Origin of the sequence: Noviherbaspirillum sp. (assembly GCF_035627455.1) — a bacterium.
In the GTDB taxonomy this organism is placed as follows: domain Bacteria; phylum Pseudomonadota; class Gammaproteobacteria; order Burkholderiales; family Burkholderiaceae_D; genus Noviherbaspirillum.
The window spans coordinates 1-18,331 of record NZ_DASPLS010000046.1 but is presented as its reverse complement, the minus strand read 5'-3'; the positions used below and the strand labels follow the sequence as shown (position 1 = coordinate 18,331).

Sequence of the window (18,331 nt, the reverse complement as noted above, 5' to 3'; positions counted from 1 at the left end):
ATGGATTAATGACAGGGCAACCACCCTTTCCCCAGCAAGGCGAAAGGGTTAATCAACCGCAATCCTGCATTATAACTGCCGACCCGCCCCCGAGGGGTGTTCCGCGCTTACGCCGCGTGGTGCAATCTTCCCCGCTGCGGCCGGATATGAGCCAGCATGTCATCCACCAGTTCCTGCAGCCCGATCCTGGCCTTCCAGCCCCAGTCGGCCCGCGCGTAGGTGTCGTCCAGGCTGTGCGGCCAGGTGTCGGCGATCGCCTGGCGGTGGTCGGGCCGGTAGCGGATCTCGAACTGCGGCAGCCGCTGGCGGATCGCGTCGCCCAGTTCACGCGGGTTGAAGCTGATGCCGGCGACATTGTAGGCGGAGCGGATGCGCACCTGTTCCGCCGGCGCGTCCATCAGCTCGATGGTGGCACGGATCGCGTCAGGCATGTAAATCATCGGCAGCATCGTTTCCGCGCCGAGATAGCAATCGTAGGTCTCGCCGCGCGCGGCGGCATGGAAGATCGCGATCGCGTAATCCGTGGTGCCACCGCCCGGCGGCGACTTGTGGCTGATGATGCCGGGGTAGCGGATGCTGCGCACATCGACGCCGAACTTGCTGAAATAGTATTCGCACAGGCGCTCGCCGGCCTGCTTGCTGATGCCGTAGATCGTGGTCGGGTCCATCACCGCCAGCTGCGGCGTATCGACTGCCGGCGTGTGCGGGCCGAAGGCGGCGATCGAGGACGGCCAGAATACCTTCAGCGGATTCCCCTGCTGGCCGCGCTCGCGCGCCAGTTCGAGCACGTTCAGCAAGCCGTTCATGTTCAGCGTCCAGGCCTTCAGCGGCGCCTGCTCGCCGGTCACCGACAGCAGCGCGGCCAGCTGGTAGACCTGGGTGATGCCGTGGTGCTCGACCAGCTGCGCGACGCGGCCGGCGTCGAGCACGTCCACCGTTTCATAACATGCCGCATCGAACAGGCTGCGCGGCCCGATATCCGCCGCGATCACATTGCCGGCGCCGTGCTGCGCCGCCAGCGCCTCCACCAGTTCGCTGCCGATCTGCCCGTTCGCACCGATGACCAGAATGCGTTCCATCGTTTTCGCTCCTTCAGTTCTTCAAGATGCCGAGTTCCCGCCCGGCCTGGTCAAATGCGGCAAGCGCACGCTCAAGCTGCTCCCTGGTATGCGCCGCCGACAGCTGCACCCGTACCCGCGCCTGCCCCATCGGCACCACCGGGTAGAAGAAGCCGGTGACCAGCACGCCGAGCTCATACAGGCGCTGCGCAAACCGCTGTGCCAGCGGTGCATCGAACAGCATCACCGGCACCACCGGATGGGTCCCCGGCTTGATCGTGAAACCGAGCTCGCCGATCGACTGCCGGAAGTACGCCGTGTTCGCATGCAGCCGGTCGCGCAGCTCGGTGGAGTTCGACAGGCGCTGCAGCACCGCCAGCGAGGCGCCGGCGATCGACGGCGCGAGCGAATTCGAAAACAGATAGGGCCGCGACTTCTGGCGCAGGGTCTGGATCACTTCCTTGCGTCCCGCCGTGAATCCGCCCATCGCGCCGCCCAGCGCCTTGCCGAGCGTGCCGGTGATGATGTCGATGCGTCCCATCACGTTGTGGTGCTCGTGCGTGCCGCGTCCGGTCCTGCCCATGAAGCCGCTGGCATGGCATTCATCGATCATCACCAGCGCGCCGTAGCGGTCGGCGAGCTCGCAGATCTTGTCGAGCTGCGCAATCGTGCCGTCCATCGAAAACACGCCGTCGGACACGATCAGCTTGTGGCGCTTGCCGGCAGCCGCCTTCAGCTGCACTTCCAGGTCGGCCATGTCGTTGTGGGCGTAACGGAACCGGGCCGCCTTGCACAGGCGGATGCCGTCGATGATCGATGCATGGTTGAGCGCGTCGGAAATGATGGCGTCGTTCTCGTCGAGCAAGGGCTCGAACACGCCGCCGTTGGCATCGAATGCCGCCGCATACAGGATTGCGTCTTCCATCCCGAGAAAATCCGCCAGCGCCCGTTCGAGTTGCTTGTGCACCGTCTGCGTGCCGCAGATGAAGCGCACCGAGGACAGGCCATAGCCGTACTCTTCGGTCGCGTCGACCGCCGCCCGCACTGTCGCCTCGTCGCCGGACAGGCCGAGGTAATTGTTGGCGCACAGGTTGAGCAACGTGCGGCCGTCGTCGCACACGACCTCCGCCCCCTGGCGCGACGCAATCACGCGTTCCGGCTTGTACAAGCCCTGTTCACGCAAGCCGTCCAGGCCGGCGGCCAGTTGCGCGTAGAAGCCTTCCCTTGAATTCTGTTCACTCATCGTCATCCCTTCTCGCCGTCGTACCGCGGCAGGTATTCAGCCGTCGCCGCATCTGCTACGATGCAGTTTCAATATACTTCACCAGATCCATTATTTCGAACTCATGTTCAATATATTGAATATTATCGATAGCCATTGAACAATGCAAGCGCCCGTCCATGAAAAACATCAACTCGCCTGACACGCCGCCGGAAGTCGGCGCCATGCTGCAAAAGATCCGCCTGAAAAGAGGTTTGACACTGGAAGACTTGTCTCGTGCCGCCGGGGTGTCGAAGTCGATGCTGTCGCAGATCGAGCGTGAAAAGGCCAATCCGACGATTGCGGTCGCCTGGCGGCTGGCGAATGCGCTGGGTGTTGGTATTGAAGAACTATTGACAGGCGAAAAGAAGGAGGCGGAACTGATCCATGTGCTCGAGCCGCATGAGACCCCCACCCTGCCCGGCAACCATGCCGGTTATGTGCTGCGCATCCTCGGGCCGATGGAACTGGCGGGAAAATACGAATGGTATGAGTTGACGCTGGCGCCGGAAGGGGCGCTGGTGTCGAACCCGCACGATCCCGGGACGATGGAATATGTGACCCTGCTGCATGGCGCGGCCGAGGTCGAGGTGGACGGCGTCACGAAGAAACTCAAGGCCGGCGGCAGCGCGCGTTATCAGGCGGACCGCAACCATGCGATCCGCAATATCGGCAAGACCGAAGCGAAGGCGCTGCTGGTCGTGACGCATCGCTAGCGCAAGCAAAACGGCCCGCGGGCATCACACCCGCGGGCCGTTTTTCTCGCCGCCGTCCCCGTCCCGGGGAAACGTCAGCTCAGTGCTTCCAGGCGGATCTTCGTCACTTCGCCGACGACGGTTTGCAGGGATTCGATTTTCGCGATCGCCGCGACGATGTTCTTTTCCTGGGTCTCGTGGGTCAGCATGATGATGTCGGTCATCTTCTCGCCTTCCGCCGGCTCCTTCTGCAGCATCGCGTCGATCGAGATGCTGGAATCGGCCAGGATGCGCGTCACGTCGGCCAGCACGCCCGGCTGGTCCGCCACCTTCATGCGCAGATAATAGCTGGTCGTGACTTCCGACATCGGCAGGATCGGGATATCGGTCATCGAATCCGGCTGGAACGCGAGATGCGGCACGCGGTGCTCCGGATCGGCGGTTGCCAGGCGGGTGATGTCGACCAGGTCGGCAATCACGGCCGAGGCGGTCGGCTCCGAGCCGGCGCCCTTGCCGTAGTACAGCGTCGCGCCCACCGCATCACCCTGCACCAGGACCGCGTTCATCGCGCCTTCCACGTTGGCGATCAAACGCTTTGCCGGGATCAGCGTCGGATGCACGCGCAGTTCGATGCCACCCGCGGTGCGCTTGGCGATGCCCAGCAGCTTGATCCGGTAGCCGAGCTGCTCCGCGTAACGGATATCGGTTGCCTGCAGCTTGGTAATGCCTTCCACATGCGCCTTGTCGAACTGCACCGGAATGCCGAATGCGATCGCCGACATGATCGTCGCCTTGTGCGCCGCATCGACGCCTTCGATGTCGAAGGTCGGATCGGCCTCCGCGTAGCCGAGGCGCTGCGCCTCTTTCAGTACCACGTCGAAGTCGAGGCCCTTGTCGCGCATCTCGGACAGGATGAAGTTGGTCGTGCCGTTGATGATGCCGGCGATCCACTGGATCCGGTTCGCGGTCAGGCCTTCACGCAGCGCCTTGATGATCGGAATGCCGCCGGCCACCGCCGCTTCGAACGCGACCATCACGCCCTTTTCCTGCGCCGCCTTGAAGATCTCGTTGCCGTGCGTGGCCAGCAGCGCCTTGTTCGCGGTCACCACATGCTTGCCGTTGGCGATCGCCTTGAGCACCAGGTCCTTGGCGATGCCATAGCCGCCGATCAGCTCGATGACGATATCGATTTCCGGATTGGCCACCACCAGGTTCGCATCGCTGACCACTTCGCATTTCCCGCCGGTCAGCTCCTTGGCGCGCGCGGTGTTCAGGTCGGCCACCATCGTGATTTCGATGCGGCGCCCGGCGCGGCGCATGATCTCTTCCTGGTTGCGCTGCAATACGTTGAATGTGCCGGAACCGACGGTACCGATGCCTAACAAGCCGACTTTGATGGGTTTCATAATCTTCAGAAAAATAGAACGCTGCTGGGTTCCGGCTGGCCGGAACAGGAAAAACTGCTATGGAGAAATCTAGACCGCGTGGCGCCGGCGGTAGCCGTCGAGGAAACGCGCAATCCGCGATACCGCTTCGGTCAGGTCATCCGAGTTCGGCAGGAACACGACACGGAAATGATCCGGGGCGATCCAGTTGAAACCGGTGCCCTGCACGATCAGCACCTTCTCTTCCGCCAGCAACTCGTACGCGAACTGCTGGTCGTCCTGGATCGGATAGATCTTCGGATCGAGCTTGGGGAACATGTAGAGCGCGGACTTGGGCTTGACGCAGGATACGCCGGGAATATCGGTGAGCAGCTTGTGCGCCAGGTCGCGCTGCTTGAGCAGGCGCCCGCCCGGGCCGACCAGGTCGTTGATGCTCTGGTAGCCGCCGAGCGCGGTCTGGATCGCATACTGTCCGGGCGCATTCGCGCACAGGCGCATCGACGCGAGCATGTTCAGCCCTTCGATGTAGTCCTTGGCCGGCTTCTTGTTGCCCGACACCACCATCCAGCCGGCGCGGTAGCCGCAGGAGCGGTAATTCTTGGACAAGCCGTTCAGGGTGATGAACAGCACATCGTCGGCGAGCGATGCGATCGACGTATGCGTTTCACCGTCGTACAGCGTCTTGTCGTAGATCTCGTCCGCGAACACGATCAGGTGGTTCTGGCGCGCAACCTCGACGATCTGCTGCAGCAGATCGACCGGATACAGCGCGCCGGTCGGGTTGTTCGGATTGATCACCACGATCGCTCTGGTATTCGGCGTGATTTTTTTCTTGATGTCCTCGATATCCGGCATCCAGCCCGATGCCTCGTCGCAGACATAATGCACCGGTCTGCCGCCTGACAGGCTCACCGCGGCAGTCCACAGCGGATAATCCGGCGCCGGTACCAGCACCTCGTCGCCGCTGTTGAGCAGCGCGTTCATGCCCATCACGATCAGCTCGGAGGCGCCATTGCCGATATAGATGTCGTCGATGGTCACGCCGGAAATCTTCTTTTCCTGCGTGTAATGCATGATGGCCTTGCGCGGCGCGAACATGCCCTTGGAATCGGTGTAGCCGGCCGCACTTGGCATGTTAAGGATCATGTCCTGCACGATCTCGTCCGGCGCATCGAAACCGAACACGGCCAGGTTGCCGATGTTCAGCTTGATGATCTTGTGGCCCTCCTCCTCCATCTGCTTGGCTTTTTCCAGGACGGGGCCGCGAATGTCGTAACAGACATCTGCCAGTTTCTTGGATTTCTGAATCGGTCGCACAGGAGCAATCCCTTGTAGTTTAGACAAAAGTTGGGATGCAATGCTGCACCGCCAAAAATCCCATTTTGCCGAAAGCAAACCGTTTTATCAATGTACAGCGGGATGTTTTAACGGGGAAAACGCTACAATGCCCGATCTTTTTCATTCAATTGCCGGAAATTCACGCATCTTCGCTTGTCTATACTGTCATGAAGCTCCACTCTACCCCTACCCAGCATTACCAGACTGTCACCGCGTACGATGAGGCGGGCGTGGAAATCAATGCGGTACGCTTTGCGCACAGCCTGATCGTTCTGCCCGAAGTGGCGCCGGCCGCGTGGCCACCGCGGTCCTTCGACGAGCTGACGGCGGAACATTTCGCCCAGATCGATGCGATGTCGCCCGATGTCGTGATCCTTGGGACCGGAGCGCGGCAGCGTTTCGTGCATCCGCGCCTGACCAACGTGCTGACGTCGCGCCGCATCGGCGTCGAATGCATGGACAGCCGCGCGGCCTGCCGCACCTACAACATCCTGATGGCGGAAGGGCGCAAGGTCGTGCTCGCGCTGATTTTCGAGAATGCCTGAGGTCCCGCAATTGCGTTCCTGTAACCAGCGGTTCCCAACGGGGTGAACATTCGCTAACATCTGTGTGCGCCCTCTACGCCGGGGAAGCAATTTTCGCCACAAGCGACAACCACTCAAGACTCAGGAGAACAGCGTGGCCGAAAGCCCATCCGCACTGAATTTGACCGTCCCGGAATTTTCCGCGGAAATGACCGGCAACAAGACCTTCAAGTTGTCCGATTACAAGGGTAAGACGCTGGTGCTGTACTTCTACCCGAAGGACAACACGCCAGGCTGCACCACCGAAGGCATGCAGTTCCGCGACCTGCATCCGCAGTTCCGCGCCGCCAACACCGAGATTTTCGGCATCAGCCGCGACAGCATCCGCTCGCATGAAGGCTTCAAGGCCAAGCTCGACATGCCTTTCGACCTGATATCGGATCCTGATGAAACGCTGTGCAACATGTTCAATGTGATAAAGATGAAAAGCATGTACGGCAAGCAGGTGCGCGGTATTGAACGAAGTACATTTGTGATTGACGCCAGCGGGAAATTGGTGAAAGAATGGCGAGGAGTAAAGGTGCCTGGGCACATCGATGAAGTGCTCGAGTATGTGAAGGCTCTTGCGTAACACCCCAAATACATTGAATTTAAAAGAATTTCCTCACCGAAGGCCGTTTGTGGAAGAGGCAGCAAGCCTCCCCCTCAAACGGCTTTTTTGCTTTGCAATCCCCATCCCTCCACGTTGTCCAACCTCCAAGCAACCGTCCGGCCCCCTGAGCGTAGCCTGTTCAACACATTTCTTAGATTGAGGTACTGATGCCACTGCCCAAATTGCCGACCAAGCCAGCAACATTGCTCTCCACCCAGGACTATCCCAAGGCAGAGAAAGGAAAATCGGTAAAGCCCGTCATGACGCTGGTTGAAGCACCTGCGCCAGCGCCCGAAGCCACGCCGCAGGCACGCGCAAAGACGGAAAAAGCGCCAGCTGCGAAACGTGCGGTCAAGCAGAAGGATGTCGAAAGCCTGATCAAGTCGAGCGCCAGCCGGATCGGCGACAAGATGGGCGTGACCAAGATGTTCGTGCTCGACACGAACGTGCTGATGCATGATCCGACGTCACTGTTCCGCTTCGAGGAGCACGACGTGTATCTGCCGATGATGACGCTGGAAGAGCTCGACAACCACAAGAAAGGCATGTCCGAAGTGGCGCGCAACGCCCGCCAGGTGTCGCGCTCGCTGGACGCGCTGGTGGCTGGCGTGGAGGAATCGGCAATCGAGGAAGGCATCCCGCTGGCGAAGCTTGGCAACAAGGACGCCAAGGGGAGGCTCTACTTCCAGACCCGGCTGCAGATCAGCGCGTTGCCGGAAGGCCTCCCGATCGGCAAGGCGGACAACCAGATCCTCGGTGTGGTGCGCGCGCTCGAAGAACAGCATCCGGGACGTCCTATCGTGCTGGTGTCCAAGGACATCAACATGCGCATCAAGGCGCGCGCGATGGGGCTGCCGGCGGAAGAATATTTCAACGACCATGTGCTGGAAGACACCGACCTGCTCTACTCCGGCATCCTGCAGCTGCCGGACGACTTCTGGCACAAGCACGGCAAGGGCATTGAGTCCTGGCAGGAGAACAAGCACGGCACCGGCTACACCTTCTACCGCCTGACCGGCCCGCTGGTGCCGAGCTTCCTGGTCAACCAGTTCGTGTTCATGGAGCCGCAGAACGGCGAGCCTTCGTTCTACGGCCAGGTGAGGGAGATCAACGGCAAGACCGCGGTGATCCAGACCCTGCGCGACTACAGCCACGGCAAGAACAGCGTATGGGGCATCACCGCTCGCAACCGCGAGCAGAACTTCGCGCTGAACCTGCTGATGAACCCGGAATGCGACTTCGTCACGCTGCTCGGCCAGGCCGGCACCGGCAAGACCCTGCTTGCGCTCGCGTCGGGCCTGGCGCAGGTGCTCGAGACCAAGCTCTACAATGAAATCATCGTCACGCGCGTCACCGTGCCGGTCGGCGAGGACATCGGCTTTTTGCCCGGCACCGAGGAAGAAAAGATGTCGCCGTGGATGGGCGCCTTCGACGACAACCTTGAAGTGCTGAACAAGTCGGACAACGATGCCGGCGAATGGGGCCGGGCGGCGACTCAGGACCTGATCCGTTCGCGCATCAAGATCAAATCGCTCAACTTCATGCGCGGCCGCACCTTCGTCAACAAGTTCCTGATCATCGACGAGGCGCAGAACCTGACGCCGAAGCAGATGAAGACGCTGGTCACGCGCGCCGGCCCGGGCACGAAGATCGTCTGCCTCGGCAACATCGCGCAGATCGACACGCCCTACCTCACCGAGGGATCGAGCGGCCTCACCTATGTGGTCGACCGGTTCAAGGGCTGGTCGCACAGCGGCCATGTGACTCTTGCGCGCGGCGAACGTTCGCGTCTCGCCGACCACGCGAGCGACGTGCTCTGACGCGCGCGAAAGCTTGCGCGGAAAGCAAAAAAGCCTGCATCGCAGGCTTTTTTGTTTTATGCAGAAGAACGGCTTAGAGAATCTTGGTGCCGATCCACCAAGCGACTGCGGCGACAAATGCCGATGCCGGAATGGTCAGGACCCACGCCCAGACGATATTGCCGGCGACGCCCCAGCGCACCGCCGACATTTTCTTCGCCGAGCCGACCCCGACGATCGCACCGGTAATCGTATGCGTGGTGGACACCGGAATACCCATGCTGGTAGCCAGGAACAGCGTAATCGCGCCGCCGGTCTCGGCGCAGAACCCGCCAACCGGTTTCAGCTTCGTGATCTTCTGTCCCATGGTCTTGACGATGCGCCAGCCGCCGAACAGCGTGCCCAGGCCGATCGCCGCATAGCAGCTGATGATGACCCAGGAAGGCAGCGGATCCTTCGCCGTCGAGTAGCCGGCGGCGATCAGCAGCATCCAGATGATGCCCATGGTCTTCTGCGCGTCATTGCCGCCGTGGCCGAGGCTGTACAGTGAAGCCGAGACGAGCTGCATGCGGCGGAACCACTTGTCCACCTTGCGCGGCGTCGAGCGCACGAACAGCCAGGACACGATCACCATCAGGATGGAGCCGAACACGAAGCCGAGCAACGGCGACAGCAGGATGAAGGAAATCGTCTTGATGAGGCCGGAGGAAATCAGCGATCCGGTGCCGGCCTTGGCAACCGCCGCGCCCACGAGGCCGCCGATCAGCGCATGCGAAGACGAGGACGGGATGCCGTAATACCAGGTCAGCACGTTCCAGAAGATGGCGCCGACCAAGGCGCCGAACACGACATAGTGGTCGATGACGGCCGGTTCGATTGTCCCCTTGCCGACCGTGCTCGCCACTTTCAGCTGGAAGAAAAAGATGGCGATCACGTTGAAGAACGCTGCCATCGCCACCGCGTGTTGCGGCTTGAGCACTCCGGTGGAAACGACCGTAGCGATTGCGTTCGCGGCATCGTGGAAGCCGTTCATGAAGTCGAACGCCAACGCCAGTAACACCAGGAACGCCAGGACGTAAATGCTAATGTGAAGGGTTTGCATGAGTTTCTTGTTCTGGTCGGTTCAAACGCCGCCCAGTCCGCACCTCCCAGGCTGCGCGGACGCGGCAGTACTTCATGGACTGCCCGGCATCGCGGCGGGCAATCCCTGCACGTCAGGCATTCTCGACGATGATGCCTTCGATGATGTTGGCGACGTCTTCGCAGCGGTCGGTCACCGTTTCCATGATCTCGTAGATCGCCTTCAGCTTGATCAGGTTGCGTACGTCAGGCTCGTCGCGGAACAGCTTCGACATCGCCGCGCGCATCACGTGGTCGGCGTCGGATTCGAGGCGGTCGATCTCTTCGCACACGGCGAGGATCTGGCCGGAATTGTCCATATTGTGCAGCAGGGCTACCGCGGTCTTGACCTTGTCGGTGCAGGACAGGCAGAGCTCGGCCAGGCGCTTGGCTTCCGGCGTGACCGCCTTGATGTCATACAGGGAGATGGTCTGAGCGGCATCTTCGAGCAGGTCGAGGATGTCGTCCATGCGGGTAATCAGCTTATGGATGTCGTCGCGGTCGAGCGGCGTGATAAAGGTCTTGTGCAGCAGGTCGAGCGTTTCGTAGGTGATCTTGTCGGCCTGCTTTTCCACGCTTTCGATCGCATGCACACGGTTTTCCAGGTCATCGAAGTTGGTCATCAGCGCGACCATCTCCTTCGCCCCCTTCACGCACAGATCCGCATGCTGCTCGAAGAGATCAAAGAACTTGCCTTCATTAGGCATCAATCGTCCAAACATAGTTGTACTCTCGTAATGTTGAATCGTTAAGCTTTTTTTACTCGCACGTAGAGTGCCATCGCCCGCATCCGGGACGAATCCGCCGGTATTCCTTATTCGTTGTCGAAGTGCGCGTTGCCGCCGGTGTAATTGTCGAACTTCGTGTACTCGCCGAGGAAGGTCAGGCGCACGCCGCCGATCGGGCCGTTACGCTGTTTGCCGATAATGATTTCGGCAGTTCCCTTGTCGGGCGAGTCCGGGTTGTACACCTGGTCGCGGTAAATGAACAAGATGACGTCCGCGTCCTGCTCGATAGCGCCGGATTCGCGCAAGTCGGACATCACCGGGCGCTTGTTGGGGCGCTGTTCCAGCGAGCGGTTCAGCTGCGAGAGCGCAATCACCGGGCAATTCAGCTCCTTCGCAATACCTTTCAGGCTTCGCGAGATTTCGGAAATTTCGGTTGCGCGGTTCTCGCCGCTGCTGTTGCCGGACATGAGCTGCAGGTAGTCGACGATGATCAGGCCGAGGCGGCCGCACTGGCGCGACAGGCGGCGCGCGCGGGCGCGCAATTCAATCGGGCTCAGCGCCGGCGTCTCGTCGATGTAGAGCTGCGCATCGTTCATTTTCTGAATTGCGTGCGTCAGCCGCGGCCAGTCGTCGTCATTCAGCTTGCCCACACGCAGGCGGCTCTGGTCCAGCCGGCCGACCGAGCCCAGCATACGCATTGCCAGCTGGGCGCCGCCCATTTCCATCGAAAACACGGCGACAGGCAGTCCGCTGTCGATGGCGACGTTTTCACCGATGTTCAGCGAGAATGCAGTCTTACCCATCGACGGACGGCCGGCGACAATGATGAGATCGCCCGGCTGCAGGCCGGACGTCATGCGGTCGAGGTCGATGAAGCCCGTCGGCACGCCGGTGATGTCGTTCTGGTTGTCGCGGTTATACAGTTCGTCGATACGTTCGACCACCTGCGTGAGCAAGGGCTGGATCGCCACCCAGCCCTGCGCCCCGCGTGCGCCCTCTTCGGCGATGGCAAAGATCTTCGACTCGGCCTCGTCAAGCAGCTGCTTGACTTCCTTCCCTTGCGGATTGAATGCCTGGCTCGAAATCTCGTCGGAAACGGTAATCAGCTTGCGCAGCACGCCGCGTTCCCGGACGATCTCTGCGTAGCGGCGAATGTTGGCGGCGGACGGCGTGTTCTGTGCAAGCGCATTCAGGTACGGCAGTCCGCCGGCTTCCTCTGCCTTGCCACTGGTGCTCATCGCCTCGTAGACGGTGATCACGTCAGCCGGACGCGAGCTGTTGATCAGTTTGACGATGTGCTGGAAGATGATGCGGTGATCGTATCGGTAGAAGTCGTCTTCGCTGATGAAGTCGGCGATACGGTCCCACGCTGCGTTATCGAGCAGCAATCCGCCGAGAACGGACTGTTCCGCTTCGATCGAATGAGGCGGAACGCGGAGTGCTTCGATTTGCGGGTCGGCGCGGTTATTCATGGCGCGAATTATACCCGTTTAAGCTTTCGCTTTTCTGCCCCAAGCAGGCGCAACAACGCTTTATTTTTTCTCAAAAGGATCGCTTTTTAGAACCACTTGAAACAATTGCAGCAGGCAACAAAAAAGGCCGGCAATGCCGGCCTTTTTGCGTGCAGGAAAACAACGCTTACGCTTGTTCGCCGAGCACGGAAACGTGGATTTCCACAACAACGTCGGTGTGCAGCGCAACCGAGATCGGGTAGTCGCCAACCGTCTTGAGCGGGCCTTGCGGCATGCGGATCTGCGCCTTTTCAACCGGGAAACCTTGCTTGGTCACAGCTTCGGCGATGTCGGCATTGGTCACGGAACCGAACAGACGACCGTCGACGCCGGCCTTCTGCGCGATCTGGACGGTGGTGCCGGCCAGCTTTTCGCCTTGTGCCTGGGCTTGCGCCAGCTTCTCCGCTGCGGCCTTTTCCAGCTCGGCGCGCTTGGCTTCGAATTCAGCCACGGCGCTTTCGGTGGCACGGCGTGCCATGCGCTGCGGGATCAGGAAGTTGCGTGCGTAACCATCCTTGACCTTGACCACATCGCCCAGGTTGCCGAGGTTGACGACTTTTTCCAACAGAATGACTTGCATGTTTTTCTCCTATTCTTCAGTCGTCAATCAGGCGTTATGCAGATCGGTGTACGGCAGCAGCGCGAGGTAGCGTGCGCGCTTGATCGCGGTGTCGACCTGGCGCTGGTAGTGCGCCTTGGTGCCGGTCAGGCGTGCCGGCATGATCTTGCCGTTTTCCTGGACGAAGTCCTTCAGGGTGTCGACGTCCTTGTAGTCGACCTGCTCAACGCCGGCGGCGGTGAAGCGGCAGAATTTCTTGCGCTTGAACAGCGGGTTCTGCTGCTGGCGCTTTTGCTTGAGTTTGCTCTTGTCAAATTTTTTACCGAATGCCATGTTTGGCTCCTGTATCTAGTGATCTGATGTATGAGTCTCGAAATCCGTGACGTGGAACACGAGGCTCTTGCTGTTGCGGTTCTTGCGCGCCAGGAATCCGGTGAACAGAAAAATCTTTCCCAGTTCCGCCTGGTTGAACCTTCCCGAAATTTCGCCTGCGGCTACCGCGGCAATTTCAAGGTCGATCCGGCGCGGGATATTCGCTTCCACCTGCTCCGATGCGTGCTGCAGCCTTGCGGCGACGATCGGGATGCCTGCCGGGGTGTAGCGCACTGCTTCGCGCTCGGCGATGGCGGCAATCAGGCGAAGCTGGTTCACTCTCCCTGGCGATGCAATTACGACGCGGACGCCTCGGCGCGCTGCGACTTCGCAGCGTCTTCCTTCTGCACGGCCTTCATCATCGGCGACGGCGCGGTCTCGGCCTTCTTCATCTTGACGGTAAGGTGGCGCAGGACGGCGTCATTGAACTTGAAGCCGGTTTCGAGTTCGGCCAGGGTCTCGTTGTCGCACTCGATGTTCATGCAGACATAGTGTGCCTTGGCCAGTTTCTGGATCATGTACGCCAGTTGACGGCGGCCCCAGTCTTCGACACGGTGGACCTTGCCGTTGCGGGCGGTCACGATGCCCTTGTAGCGTTCGATCATCGCGGGCACTTGCTCGCTCTGATCCGGATGGACGATAAATACGATTTCATAATGACGCATGAATTCTCCTTTTGGACGGATTAAACAATCGCCCACCCCGGCGTCAAGACGGGTGTGGGAAGAGGAAAGCCCGCAATGATAACCCGAAAATCGGGAAACCTCAATTCATTCAAGCCCTTAACGCACCTCTTCCCGGCATGTCGCGTCGGCGGGCCGCATTTTTTCGCTCAAGCCGCAGATGTCGCTTGCAATCACCCATAGCCTGTATAAAAATACAGGCTGTTTATAAGCACAGGCGCACCCGCGCCGCATACGGCCATGATCAAACTTACCGCCCGCCAGGAACAGATCCTGAACCTGATCAGGGAAGCGATCGAAAACACCGGCTTCCCGCCGACCCGCGCCGAAATCGCTGCTGAACTCGGCTTCCGTTCCGCCAATGCCGCAGAAGAACATCTGCAGGCGCTGGCCCGCAAGGGTGCGATCGAAATTTCTCCCGGCACTTCGCGCGGCATCCGGCTGCGCGATACCGGCATGGACGGCCGGATGCGACAGGGCGCGGGCCAGATGCCGCTTCCGCATCCCGCCCTGATGCAGCTCAGCCTGCCGCTGGTCGGCCGGGTTGCCGCCGGCTCGCCGATTCTCGCTCAGGAACATATCGAATCGACATACAACGTTGATCCCTCGCTGTTTTCTGCGAAGCCGGATTACCTGCTGAAGGTGCGCGGCCTGTCGATGCGCGATGTCGGCATTCTTGACGGCGACCTGCTGGCGGTGAAAAAAACCGATACGGCGAAAAACGGGCAGATCGTGGTTGCGCGCATCGGCGACGACGTGACAGTAAAGCGCTACCGCAAAACCGGGTCGGTAATCGAATTGCTTCCCGAAAACCCCGACTTCGAGCCGATCCGTGTGGAAGGCAATGAAGACAGCTTTGCACTCGAGGGCCTGGCCGTCGGCCTGCTGCGCGCCTGGGGCTGATTGAAACCGGCGTGGCGCGCCGGCGGGGGACGGTCTTTAGTTCCGTCCCAGTTTTTGCAATATCTGACGTGCGATGCCGCGCAGGATATTGACCTCTTCCGTCTCGAGCCCGGTGCGCGAAAAGAGGCGCTTGAGGCGGGGCATCAGCTTTTTCGGGTTGCCTGGATCCAGGAAGTCGATCGCGACCAGCGCCTGTTCCAGGTGAGCGTACATGCCCTCGATCTGCGCCAGCTTGGCTGCCTCGCCCTGGAAGCCGACCGGCGTCTGCGGCACCGCGCCGCCGGTTTCAGCCACTCTCGCCTCGTAGGCCAGCAATTGCACCGCCTGCGCCAGATTCAGCGATGAATAATCCGGATTGGCCGGAATATTGATCAGGACGTTGCAGCGCTCGATGATGTCATTCGGCAGGCCGTACCGCTCGCTGCCGAATACCAATGCCGCATCCAGTCCTGCATCGGCGCACAATTGCGCAGCCAGCGCGCGCGGCGTCACCACCGGCGGCGAAAATTCCCTGAGCCGCGCACTCAGCGCTGCCGCAAAATTGCAGCCTTCCAGCGCCTCCTCGATTGTCCCGACCACCCTCGCCGCTGCCAGGATATCCTGGGCCCCGCTTGCGAAGGCGATCGCTTCTTCATGATGCACCGCGTCGGGAAAGCGCGGATTCACCAGCACGAGCTGTGAAAATCCCATGGTTTTCAGGGCGCGCGCGGCCGCGCCGATATTCCCGGGATGACTGGTGCCGACCAGGACAAAACGCAGGCGGCTGAAAAGAGAAGTACTGGTTTGCGACGGGTTCATTTAAAATAGCGCCAATGCGCGGCAAATGGCAGGTCTGCCAGGATTGCCGCATCGCTCATTAATTTTGAATTCATGCGGTTCCGCGCGGTATGCACGGTACCGCAATTTTAACGGAACCCCTATGCATCCCATGCTGAATACGGCGGTGAAGGCAGCGCGCCGCGCCGCATCCATCATCAACCGCGCTTCGTTCGACGTCGAACGCGTCAAGGTCACGACGAAGAACCACAACGATTTCGTCACCGAAGTCGACCAGGCCGCCGAACAAGCCATCATCGAAGTCCTCAAGACCGCGTACCCTGACCACGCGATCCTTGCCGAAGAATCCGGCGCCTCCTCCAACCTGCACGACGAAAACGAGAACGTCTGGATCATCGATCCGCTGGACGGCACCACCAATTTCATCCATGGTTTCCCGCAGTATTGCGTTTCGATCGCGTTGCAGCAGAAAGGCCAGATCACGCAGGCGGTGGTGTACGACCCGACCCGCAACGACCTGTTCACCGCGACCAAGGGGGCCGGCGCCTACCTGAACGATAAGCGCATCCGGGTGAGCCGCCGCGACAAGATGGCCGAAGCGCTGATCGGCACCGGCTTCCCGTTCCGCAGCACCGAAGGTATCGAAGAATACATGAAGATGTTCAAGGTCATGACCGAAAGATGCGCAGGCCTGCGCCGTCCAGGGGCCGCCGCGCTCGACCTGGCCTACGTCGCCGCCGGCCGTCTCGACGGCTTCTTCGAGAAAGGCCTGCAACCGTGGGATGCGGCTGCCGGCGCGCTGCTGATCAGCGAATCCGGCGGCATCGTCGGCGACTTCAGGGGCGAGTCCGATTATCTCTACAAGGGCAACATCATCGCCGGCACGCCGAAGATCTTCGCGCAAATGGTGAATCTGCTGTCGCCGTACGCATAACCGTTTTTCCGTTCGTACCATCCGGGAGCGGCGCCGGCGCGCGCCCTCCAGCCTGCGCCCCCAGTCCCGCGCAGCAGCGCCGGCCGGTCCATTCCATTCATCTGCCTGCGACTGGCGCCCTACCCCGGCGGCAGGCTCATGCTTTTTTCCGAGAACACATGTCTTTCAATGAACTTGGCCTGGCCGATGAAATCGTCCGCGCCGTCACAGAACAAGGCTACAACAGCCCGACCCCGATCCAGACACAGGCGATTCCCGCGGTGCTGCGCGGCGGCGACCTGCTGGCCGGCGCGCAGACCGGCACCGGCAAGACCGCCGGTTTCACGCTGCCGATCCTGCAACGCCTGGCGGCCCGGAAGCCCGCCGGCCCCGGCACGCCTATCCGCGCGCTGATCCTGACGCCGACGCGCGAGCTCGCCGCGCAGGTCGAAGAAAGCGTACGGGTGTACGGCAAGTATCTGAAACTGCGCTCCGCCGTGATCTTCGGCGGAGTCGGCATCAACCCGCAGATCGACCTGCTGCGCAAGGGCGTCGACATCCTCGTCGCCACGCCTGGCCGCCTGCTGGATCACATGCAGCAAGGCACGGTCAACCTGAACCATGTCGAGATCCTGGTGCTGGACGAAGCCGACCGCATGCTCGACATGGGCTTCATCCGCGACATCCGCCGCATCCTTGCCGTCCTGCCGCAGAAGCGCCAGAACCTGCTGTTCTCCGCGACGTTTTCCGACGAGATCAAGGCCCTGGCCGACGGTCTGCTGAATTCGCCAGCAACGATTGAAGTCGCGCGCCGCAATTCGACGGTGGAGGTGATCGAGCAGAAAATCCATCCGGTCGACCGCAACCGCAAGCATCCGCTGCTTTCCCACCTGATCCGGACCAACGACTGGTCACAGGTGCTGGTGTTTACCCGTACCAAGCACGGTGCCAACAAGCTGGTGGAACAGCTTGGCAAGGACGGCGTCCCGGCCATGGCAATCCACGGCAACAAGAGCCAGTCGGCGCGCACGAAGGCGCTGGCCGAGTTCAAGGACGGCAGCCTGCGGGTGCTGGTCGCGACCGATATCGCCGCACGCGGCATCGACATCGACCAGCTGCCGCACGTAGTGAACTACGACCTGCCGAACGTGCCGGAAGACTATGTGCATCGCATCGGCCGTACCGGCCGCGCCGGCGCGACCGGCGAAGCAGTCTCGCTGGTATGTGTCGACGAGCACGACATGCTCAAGGGGATCGAGAAGCTGATCAAGCGCTCGCTGCCGCGGGAAGTGGTACCCGGCTTCGAGCCGGACCCGAATGCAATACCGCAGCCGATCCAACTGCGCAGCGGCGATCACCGTGCGGGCGGCCGCAATCGTCCGCCGCAACATGCCAAACCGGCGGGTGCACCGAAAGCCGCACCGGCGAAGTCGGCGCAGGTAAAGTCCGCGCCGATGAAACCGGTTCAGGCGAAGGCTGCTCCGGCGAAGACCGCCGCGCCGAAAACGGCGGCGGTGAGGCACGCCCCCGGCCACTCGCTGACCGGCAAACCGCCGGCGCAGAACCGCGGCTCCGGGCGCGGCCGATAAGGATGCAGACGAAACGCCCGCATTCGCTGCGGGCGTTGCCTTCATAACGTCAATTCAGCCCCGTTCCCCATTAAAATGCGGGTTTGCGCGCAACGCGCATGCCTCATCATCATGGAAAGAATGGAATGGCTTTGAAACCCGCGCTGAAACCGGATAACGACGCACCGCCCGCCGGCCTGGACATTGTGCTGGAAAAGCACACTCCGATGATGCAGCAGGGTCTTCACCAATGAAGATAGACTTCGCCTTCTAGGAGTTACGCCAAAAGCTACGCCATCCCTTCACTAAAAGTCGTGTAAATTAGCCTATTTCCCCTTGGCAAATTAGAATTACGCCACTATAAGTGACCAAAAAGGGGAATGGGATGCATCTCGGAAAGTTTCATCGCGCCATCCATCTGCTCGTTCAGGACTATGAGCAAAGCGCCACTGCCGAAAAACTTAAGGCTCTAATCGATCAGCTGAC

Annotated in this window: 19 protein-coding genes; 7 read left to right on the top strand and 12 right to left on the bottom strand. The window is 60.8% G+C overall.

Annotated features, from left to right (window positions below; all coding sequences use genetic code 11):
• Positions 1 to 107: 107 nt before the first annotated feature.
• Both VEC01_RS08935 and kbl read right to left on the bottom strand, forming a co-directional pair.
• Positions 108 to 1,079: an NAD-dependent epimerase/dehydratase family protein gene (locus VEC01_RS08935; protein ID WP_324900462.1), complete on the bottom strand. Its 972-nt coding sequence runs from the start codon at positions 1,077 to 1,079 to the stop codon at positions 108 to 110.
• Between the two features lie 13 nt (positions 1,080 to 1,092).
• Positions 1,093 to 2,301, bottom strand: coding sequence for a glycine C-acetyltransferase (gene kbl, locus VEC01_RS08930; protein WP_414691434.1), 1,209 nt, complete (start codon positions 2,299 to 2,301; stop codon positions 1,093 to 1,095).
• A 158-nt stretch (positions 2,302 to 2,459) separates the two neighbouring features.
• Between kbl and VEC01_RS08925 the strand changes: the two genes are divergently transcribed.
• Entirely contained in the window at positions 2,460 to 3,035 is a 576-nt protein-coding gene (locus VEC01_RS08925) for an XRE family transcriptional regulator (RefSeq protein WP_324900460.1), read from the top strand.
• Between the two features lie 74 nt (positions 3,036 to 3,109).
• Here the strand turns inward: VEC01_RS08925 and VEC01_RS08920 are convergent, their stop codons facing one another.
• Both VEC01_RS08920 and VEC01_RS08915 read right to left on the bottom strand, forming a co-directional pair.
• Positions 3,110 to 4,420: a homoserine dehydrogenase gene (locus tag VEC01_RS08920; RefSeq protein ID WP_324900459.1), complete on the bottom strand. Its 1,311-nt coding sequence runs from the start codon at positions 4,418 to 4,420 to the stop codon at positions 3,110 to 3,112.
• Positions 4,421 to 4,489: 69 nt separating this feature from the next.
• Positions 4,490 to 5,716, bottom strand: coding sequence for a pyridoxal phosphate-dependent aminotransferase (locus VEC01_RS08915; protein WP_324900458.1), 1,227 nt, complete (start codon positions 5,714 to 5,716; stop codon positions 4,490 to 4,492).
• Positions 5,717 to 5,904: 188 nt separating this feature from the next.
• Between VEC01_RS08915 and VEC01_RS08910 the strand changes: the two genes are divergently transcribed.
• The 3 genes from VEC01_RS08910 (at position 5,905) to VEC01_RS08900 (ending at position 8,733) form a co-directional block, all read left to right on the top strand.
• Positions 5,905 to 6,282, top strand: a complete 378-nt coding sequence (locus VEC01_RS08910; protein ID WP_324900457.1) for an Mth938-like domain-containing protein — start codon at positions 5,905 to 5,907, stop codon at positions 6,280 to 6,282.
• Between the two features lie 133 nt (positions 6,283 to 6,415).
• Positions 6,416 to 6,892, top strand: a complete 477-nt coding sequence (locus VEC01_RS08905) for a peroxiredoxin (RefSeq protein ID WP_324900492.1) — start codon at positions 6,416 to 6,418, stop codon at positions 6,890 to 6,892.
• A 188-nt stretch (positions 6,893 to 7,080) separates the two neighbouring features.
• Positions 7,081 to 8,733, top strand: coding sequence for a PhoH family protein (locus VEC01_RS08900; protein ID WP_324900456.1), 1,653 nt, complete (start codon positions 7,081 to 7,083; stop codon positions 8,731 to 8,733).
• A 73-nt stretch (positions 8,734 to 8,806) separates the two neighbouring features.
• Here the strand turns inward: VEC01_RS08900 and VEC01_RS08895 are convergent, their stop codons facing one another.
• The 7 genes from VEC01_RS08895 to rpsF all read right to left on the bottom strand — a co-directional run bounded on the left by VEC01_RS08895 (position 8,807) and on the right by rpsF (position 13,666).
• Positions 8,807 to 9,814 carry an inorganic phosphate transporter gene (locus VEC01_RS08895; RefSeq protein WP_324900455.1) on the bottom strand — a complete coding sequence of 336 codons (1,008 nt, stop codon included), beginning with the start codon at positions 9,812 to 9,814 and terminating at the stop codon, positions 8,807 to 8,809.
• Positions 9,815 to 9,926: 112 nt separating this feature from the next.
• Positions 9,927 to 10,553 (bottom strand): DUF47 domain-containing protein, encoded by a 627-nt coding sequence (locus VEC01_RS08890; RefSeq protein WP_324900454.1) that lies wholly within the window; start codon positions 10,551 to 10,553, stop codon positions 9,927 to 9,929.
• Between the two features lie 92 nt (positions 10,554 to 10,645).
• Entirely contained in the window at positions 10,646 to 12,031 is a 1,386-nt protein-coding gene (locus VEC01_RS08885; RefSeq protein WP_324900453.1) for a replicative DNA helicase, read from the bottom strand.
• A gap of 166 nt (positions 12,032 to 12,197) precedes the next feature.
• Positions 12,198 to 12,650, bottom strand: a complete 453-nt coding sequence (gene rplI, locus VEC01_RS08880) for a 50S ribosomal protein L9 (RefSeq protein ID WP_324900452.1) — start codon at positions 12,648 to 12,650, stop codon at positions 12,198 to 12,200.
• A gap of 27 nt (positions 12,651 to 12,677) precedes the next feature.
• Positions 12,678 to 12,962, bottom strand: coding sequence for a 30S ribosomal protein S18 (gene rpsR, locus VEC01_RS08875; protein WP_007882558.1), 285 nt, complete (start codon positions 12,960 to 12,962; stop codon positions 12,678 to 12,680).
• Between the two features lie 15 nt (positions 12,963 to 12,977).
• The gene (gene priB / locus VEC01_RS08870; protein WP_324900451.1) at positions 12,978 to 13,280 is read right to left on the bottom strand and encodes a primosomal replication protein N; all 303 of its coding nucleotides are present in this window, start codon (positions 13,278 to 13,280) and stop codon (positions 12,978 to 12,980) included.
• 17 nt (positions 13,281 to 13,297) lie between these two features.
• Positions 13,298 to 13,666, bottom strand: a complete 369-nt coding sequence (gene rpsF / locus VEC01_RS08865) for a 30S ribosomal protein S6 (RefSeq protein WP_324900450.1) — start codon at positions 13,664 to 13,666, stop codon at positions 13,298 to 13,300.
• Positions 13,667 to 13,924: 258 nt separating this feature from the next.
• Here rpsF and lexA point away from each other — a divergent pair, with 258 nt between their 5' ends.
• Entirely contained in the window at positions 13,925 to 14,587 is a 663-nt protein-coding gene (gene lexA / locus VEC01_RS08860) for a transcriptional repressor LexA (protein ID WP_324900449.1), read from the top strand.
• Positions 14,588 to 14,623: 36 nt separating this feature from the next.
• Here lexA and VEC01_RS08855 read toward each other — a convergent pair whose 3' ends face one another.
• Positions 14,624 to 15,385: an RNA methyltransferase gene (locus VEC01_RS08855; protein WP_324900448.1), complete on the bottom strand. Its 762-nt coding sequence runs from the start codon at positions 15,383 to 15,385 to the stop codon at positions 14,624 to 14,626.
• Positions 15,386 to 15,506: 121 nt separating this feature from the next.
• On the opposite strand from VEC01_RS08855, the gene VEC01_RS08850 reads away from it, so the two are divergent.
• Both VEC01_RS08850 and VEC01_RS08845 read left to right on the top strand, forming a co-directional pair.
• On the top strand, positions 15,507 to 16,298 hold the full coding sequence (locus tag VEC01_RS08850) for an inositol monophosphatase family protein (protein WP_324900447.1): 792 nt from the start codon (positions 15,507 to 15,509) through the stop codon (positions 16,296 to 16,298).
• Between the two features lie 158 nt (positions 16,299 to 16,456).
• Positions 16,457 to 17,866: a DEAD/DEAH box helicase gene (locus VEC01_RS08845; protein ID WP_324900446.1), complete on the top strand. Its 1,410-nt coding sequence runs from the start codon at positions 16,457 to 16,459 to the stop codon at positions 17,864 to 17,866.
• Positions 17,867 to 18,331 lie beyond the last annotated feature (465 nt).

Bases quoted from the DNA above. Each gene is read 5' to 3' on its own strand.
- VEC01_RS08885 (WP_324900453.1), bottom strand. From the start codon at position 12,031: ATGAATAACCGCGCCGACCCGCAAATCGAAGCACTCCGCGTTCCGCCT.
- VEC01_RS08850 (WP_324900447.1), top strand. From the start codon at position 15,507: ATGCATCCCATGCTGAATACGGCGGTGAAGGCAGCGCGCCGCGCCGCA.
- VEC01_RS08920 (WP_324900459.1), bottom strand. From the start codon at position 4,420: ATGAAACCCATCAAAGTCGGCTTGTTAGGCATCGGTACCGTCGGTTCC.
- VEC01_RS08935 (WP_324900462.1), bottom strand. From the start codon at position 1,079: ATGGAACGCATTCTGGTCATCGGTGCGAACGGGCAGATCGGCAGCGAA.
- VEC01_RS08900 (WP_324900456.1), top strand. From the start codon at position 7,081: ATGCCACTGCCCAAATTGCCGACCAAGCCAGCAACATTGCTCTCCACC.
- VEC01_RS08845 (WP_324900446.1), top strand. From the start codon at position 16,457: ATGTCTTTCAATGAACTTGGCCTGGCCGATGAAATCGTCCGCGCCGTC.
- VEC01_RS08925 (WP_324900460.1), top strand. From the start codon at position 2,460: ATGAAAAACATCAACTCGCCTGACACGCCGCCGGAAGTCGGCGCCATG.
- VEC01_RS08890 (WP_324900454.1), bottom strand. From the start codon at position 10,553: ATGTTTGGACGATTGATGCCTAATGAAGGCAAGTTCTTTGATCTCTTC.
- VEC01_RS08910 (WP_324900457.1), top strand. From the start codon at position 5,905: ATGAAGCTCCACTCTACCCCTACCCAGCATTACCAGACTGTCACCGCG.
- VEC01_RS08895 (WP_324900455.1), bottom strand. From the start codon at position 9,814: ATGCAAACCCTTCACATTAGCATTTACGTCCTGGCGTTCCTGGTGTTA.
- kbl (WP_414691434.1), bottom strand. From the start codon at position 2,301: ATGAGTGAACAGAATTCAAGGGAAGGCTTCTACGCGCAACTGGCCGCC.
- rplI (WP_324900452.1), bottom strand. From the start codon at position 12,650: ATGCAAGTCATTCTGTTGGAAAAAGTCGTCAACCTCGGCAACCTGGGC.
- rpsR (WP_007882558.1), bottom strand. From the start codon at position 12,962: ATGGCATTCGGTAAAAAATTTGACAAGAGCAAACTCAAGCAAAAGCGC.
- lexA (WP_324900449.1), top strand. From the start codon at position 13,925: ATGATCAAACTTACCGCCCGCCAGGAACAGATCCTGAACCTGATCAGG.
- rpsF (WP_324900450.1), bottom strand. From the start codon at position 13,666: ATGCGTCATTATGAAATCGTATTTATCGTCCATCCGGATCAGAGCGAG.
- VEC01_RS08855 (WP_324900448.1), bottom strand. From the start codon at position 15,385: ATGAACCCGTCGCAAACCAGTACTTCTCTTTTCAGCCGCCTGCGTTTT.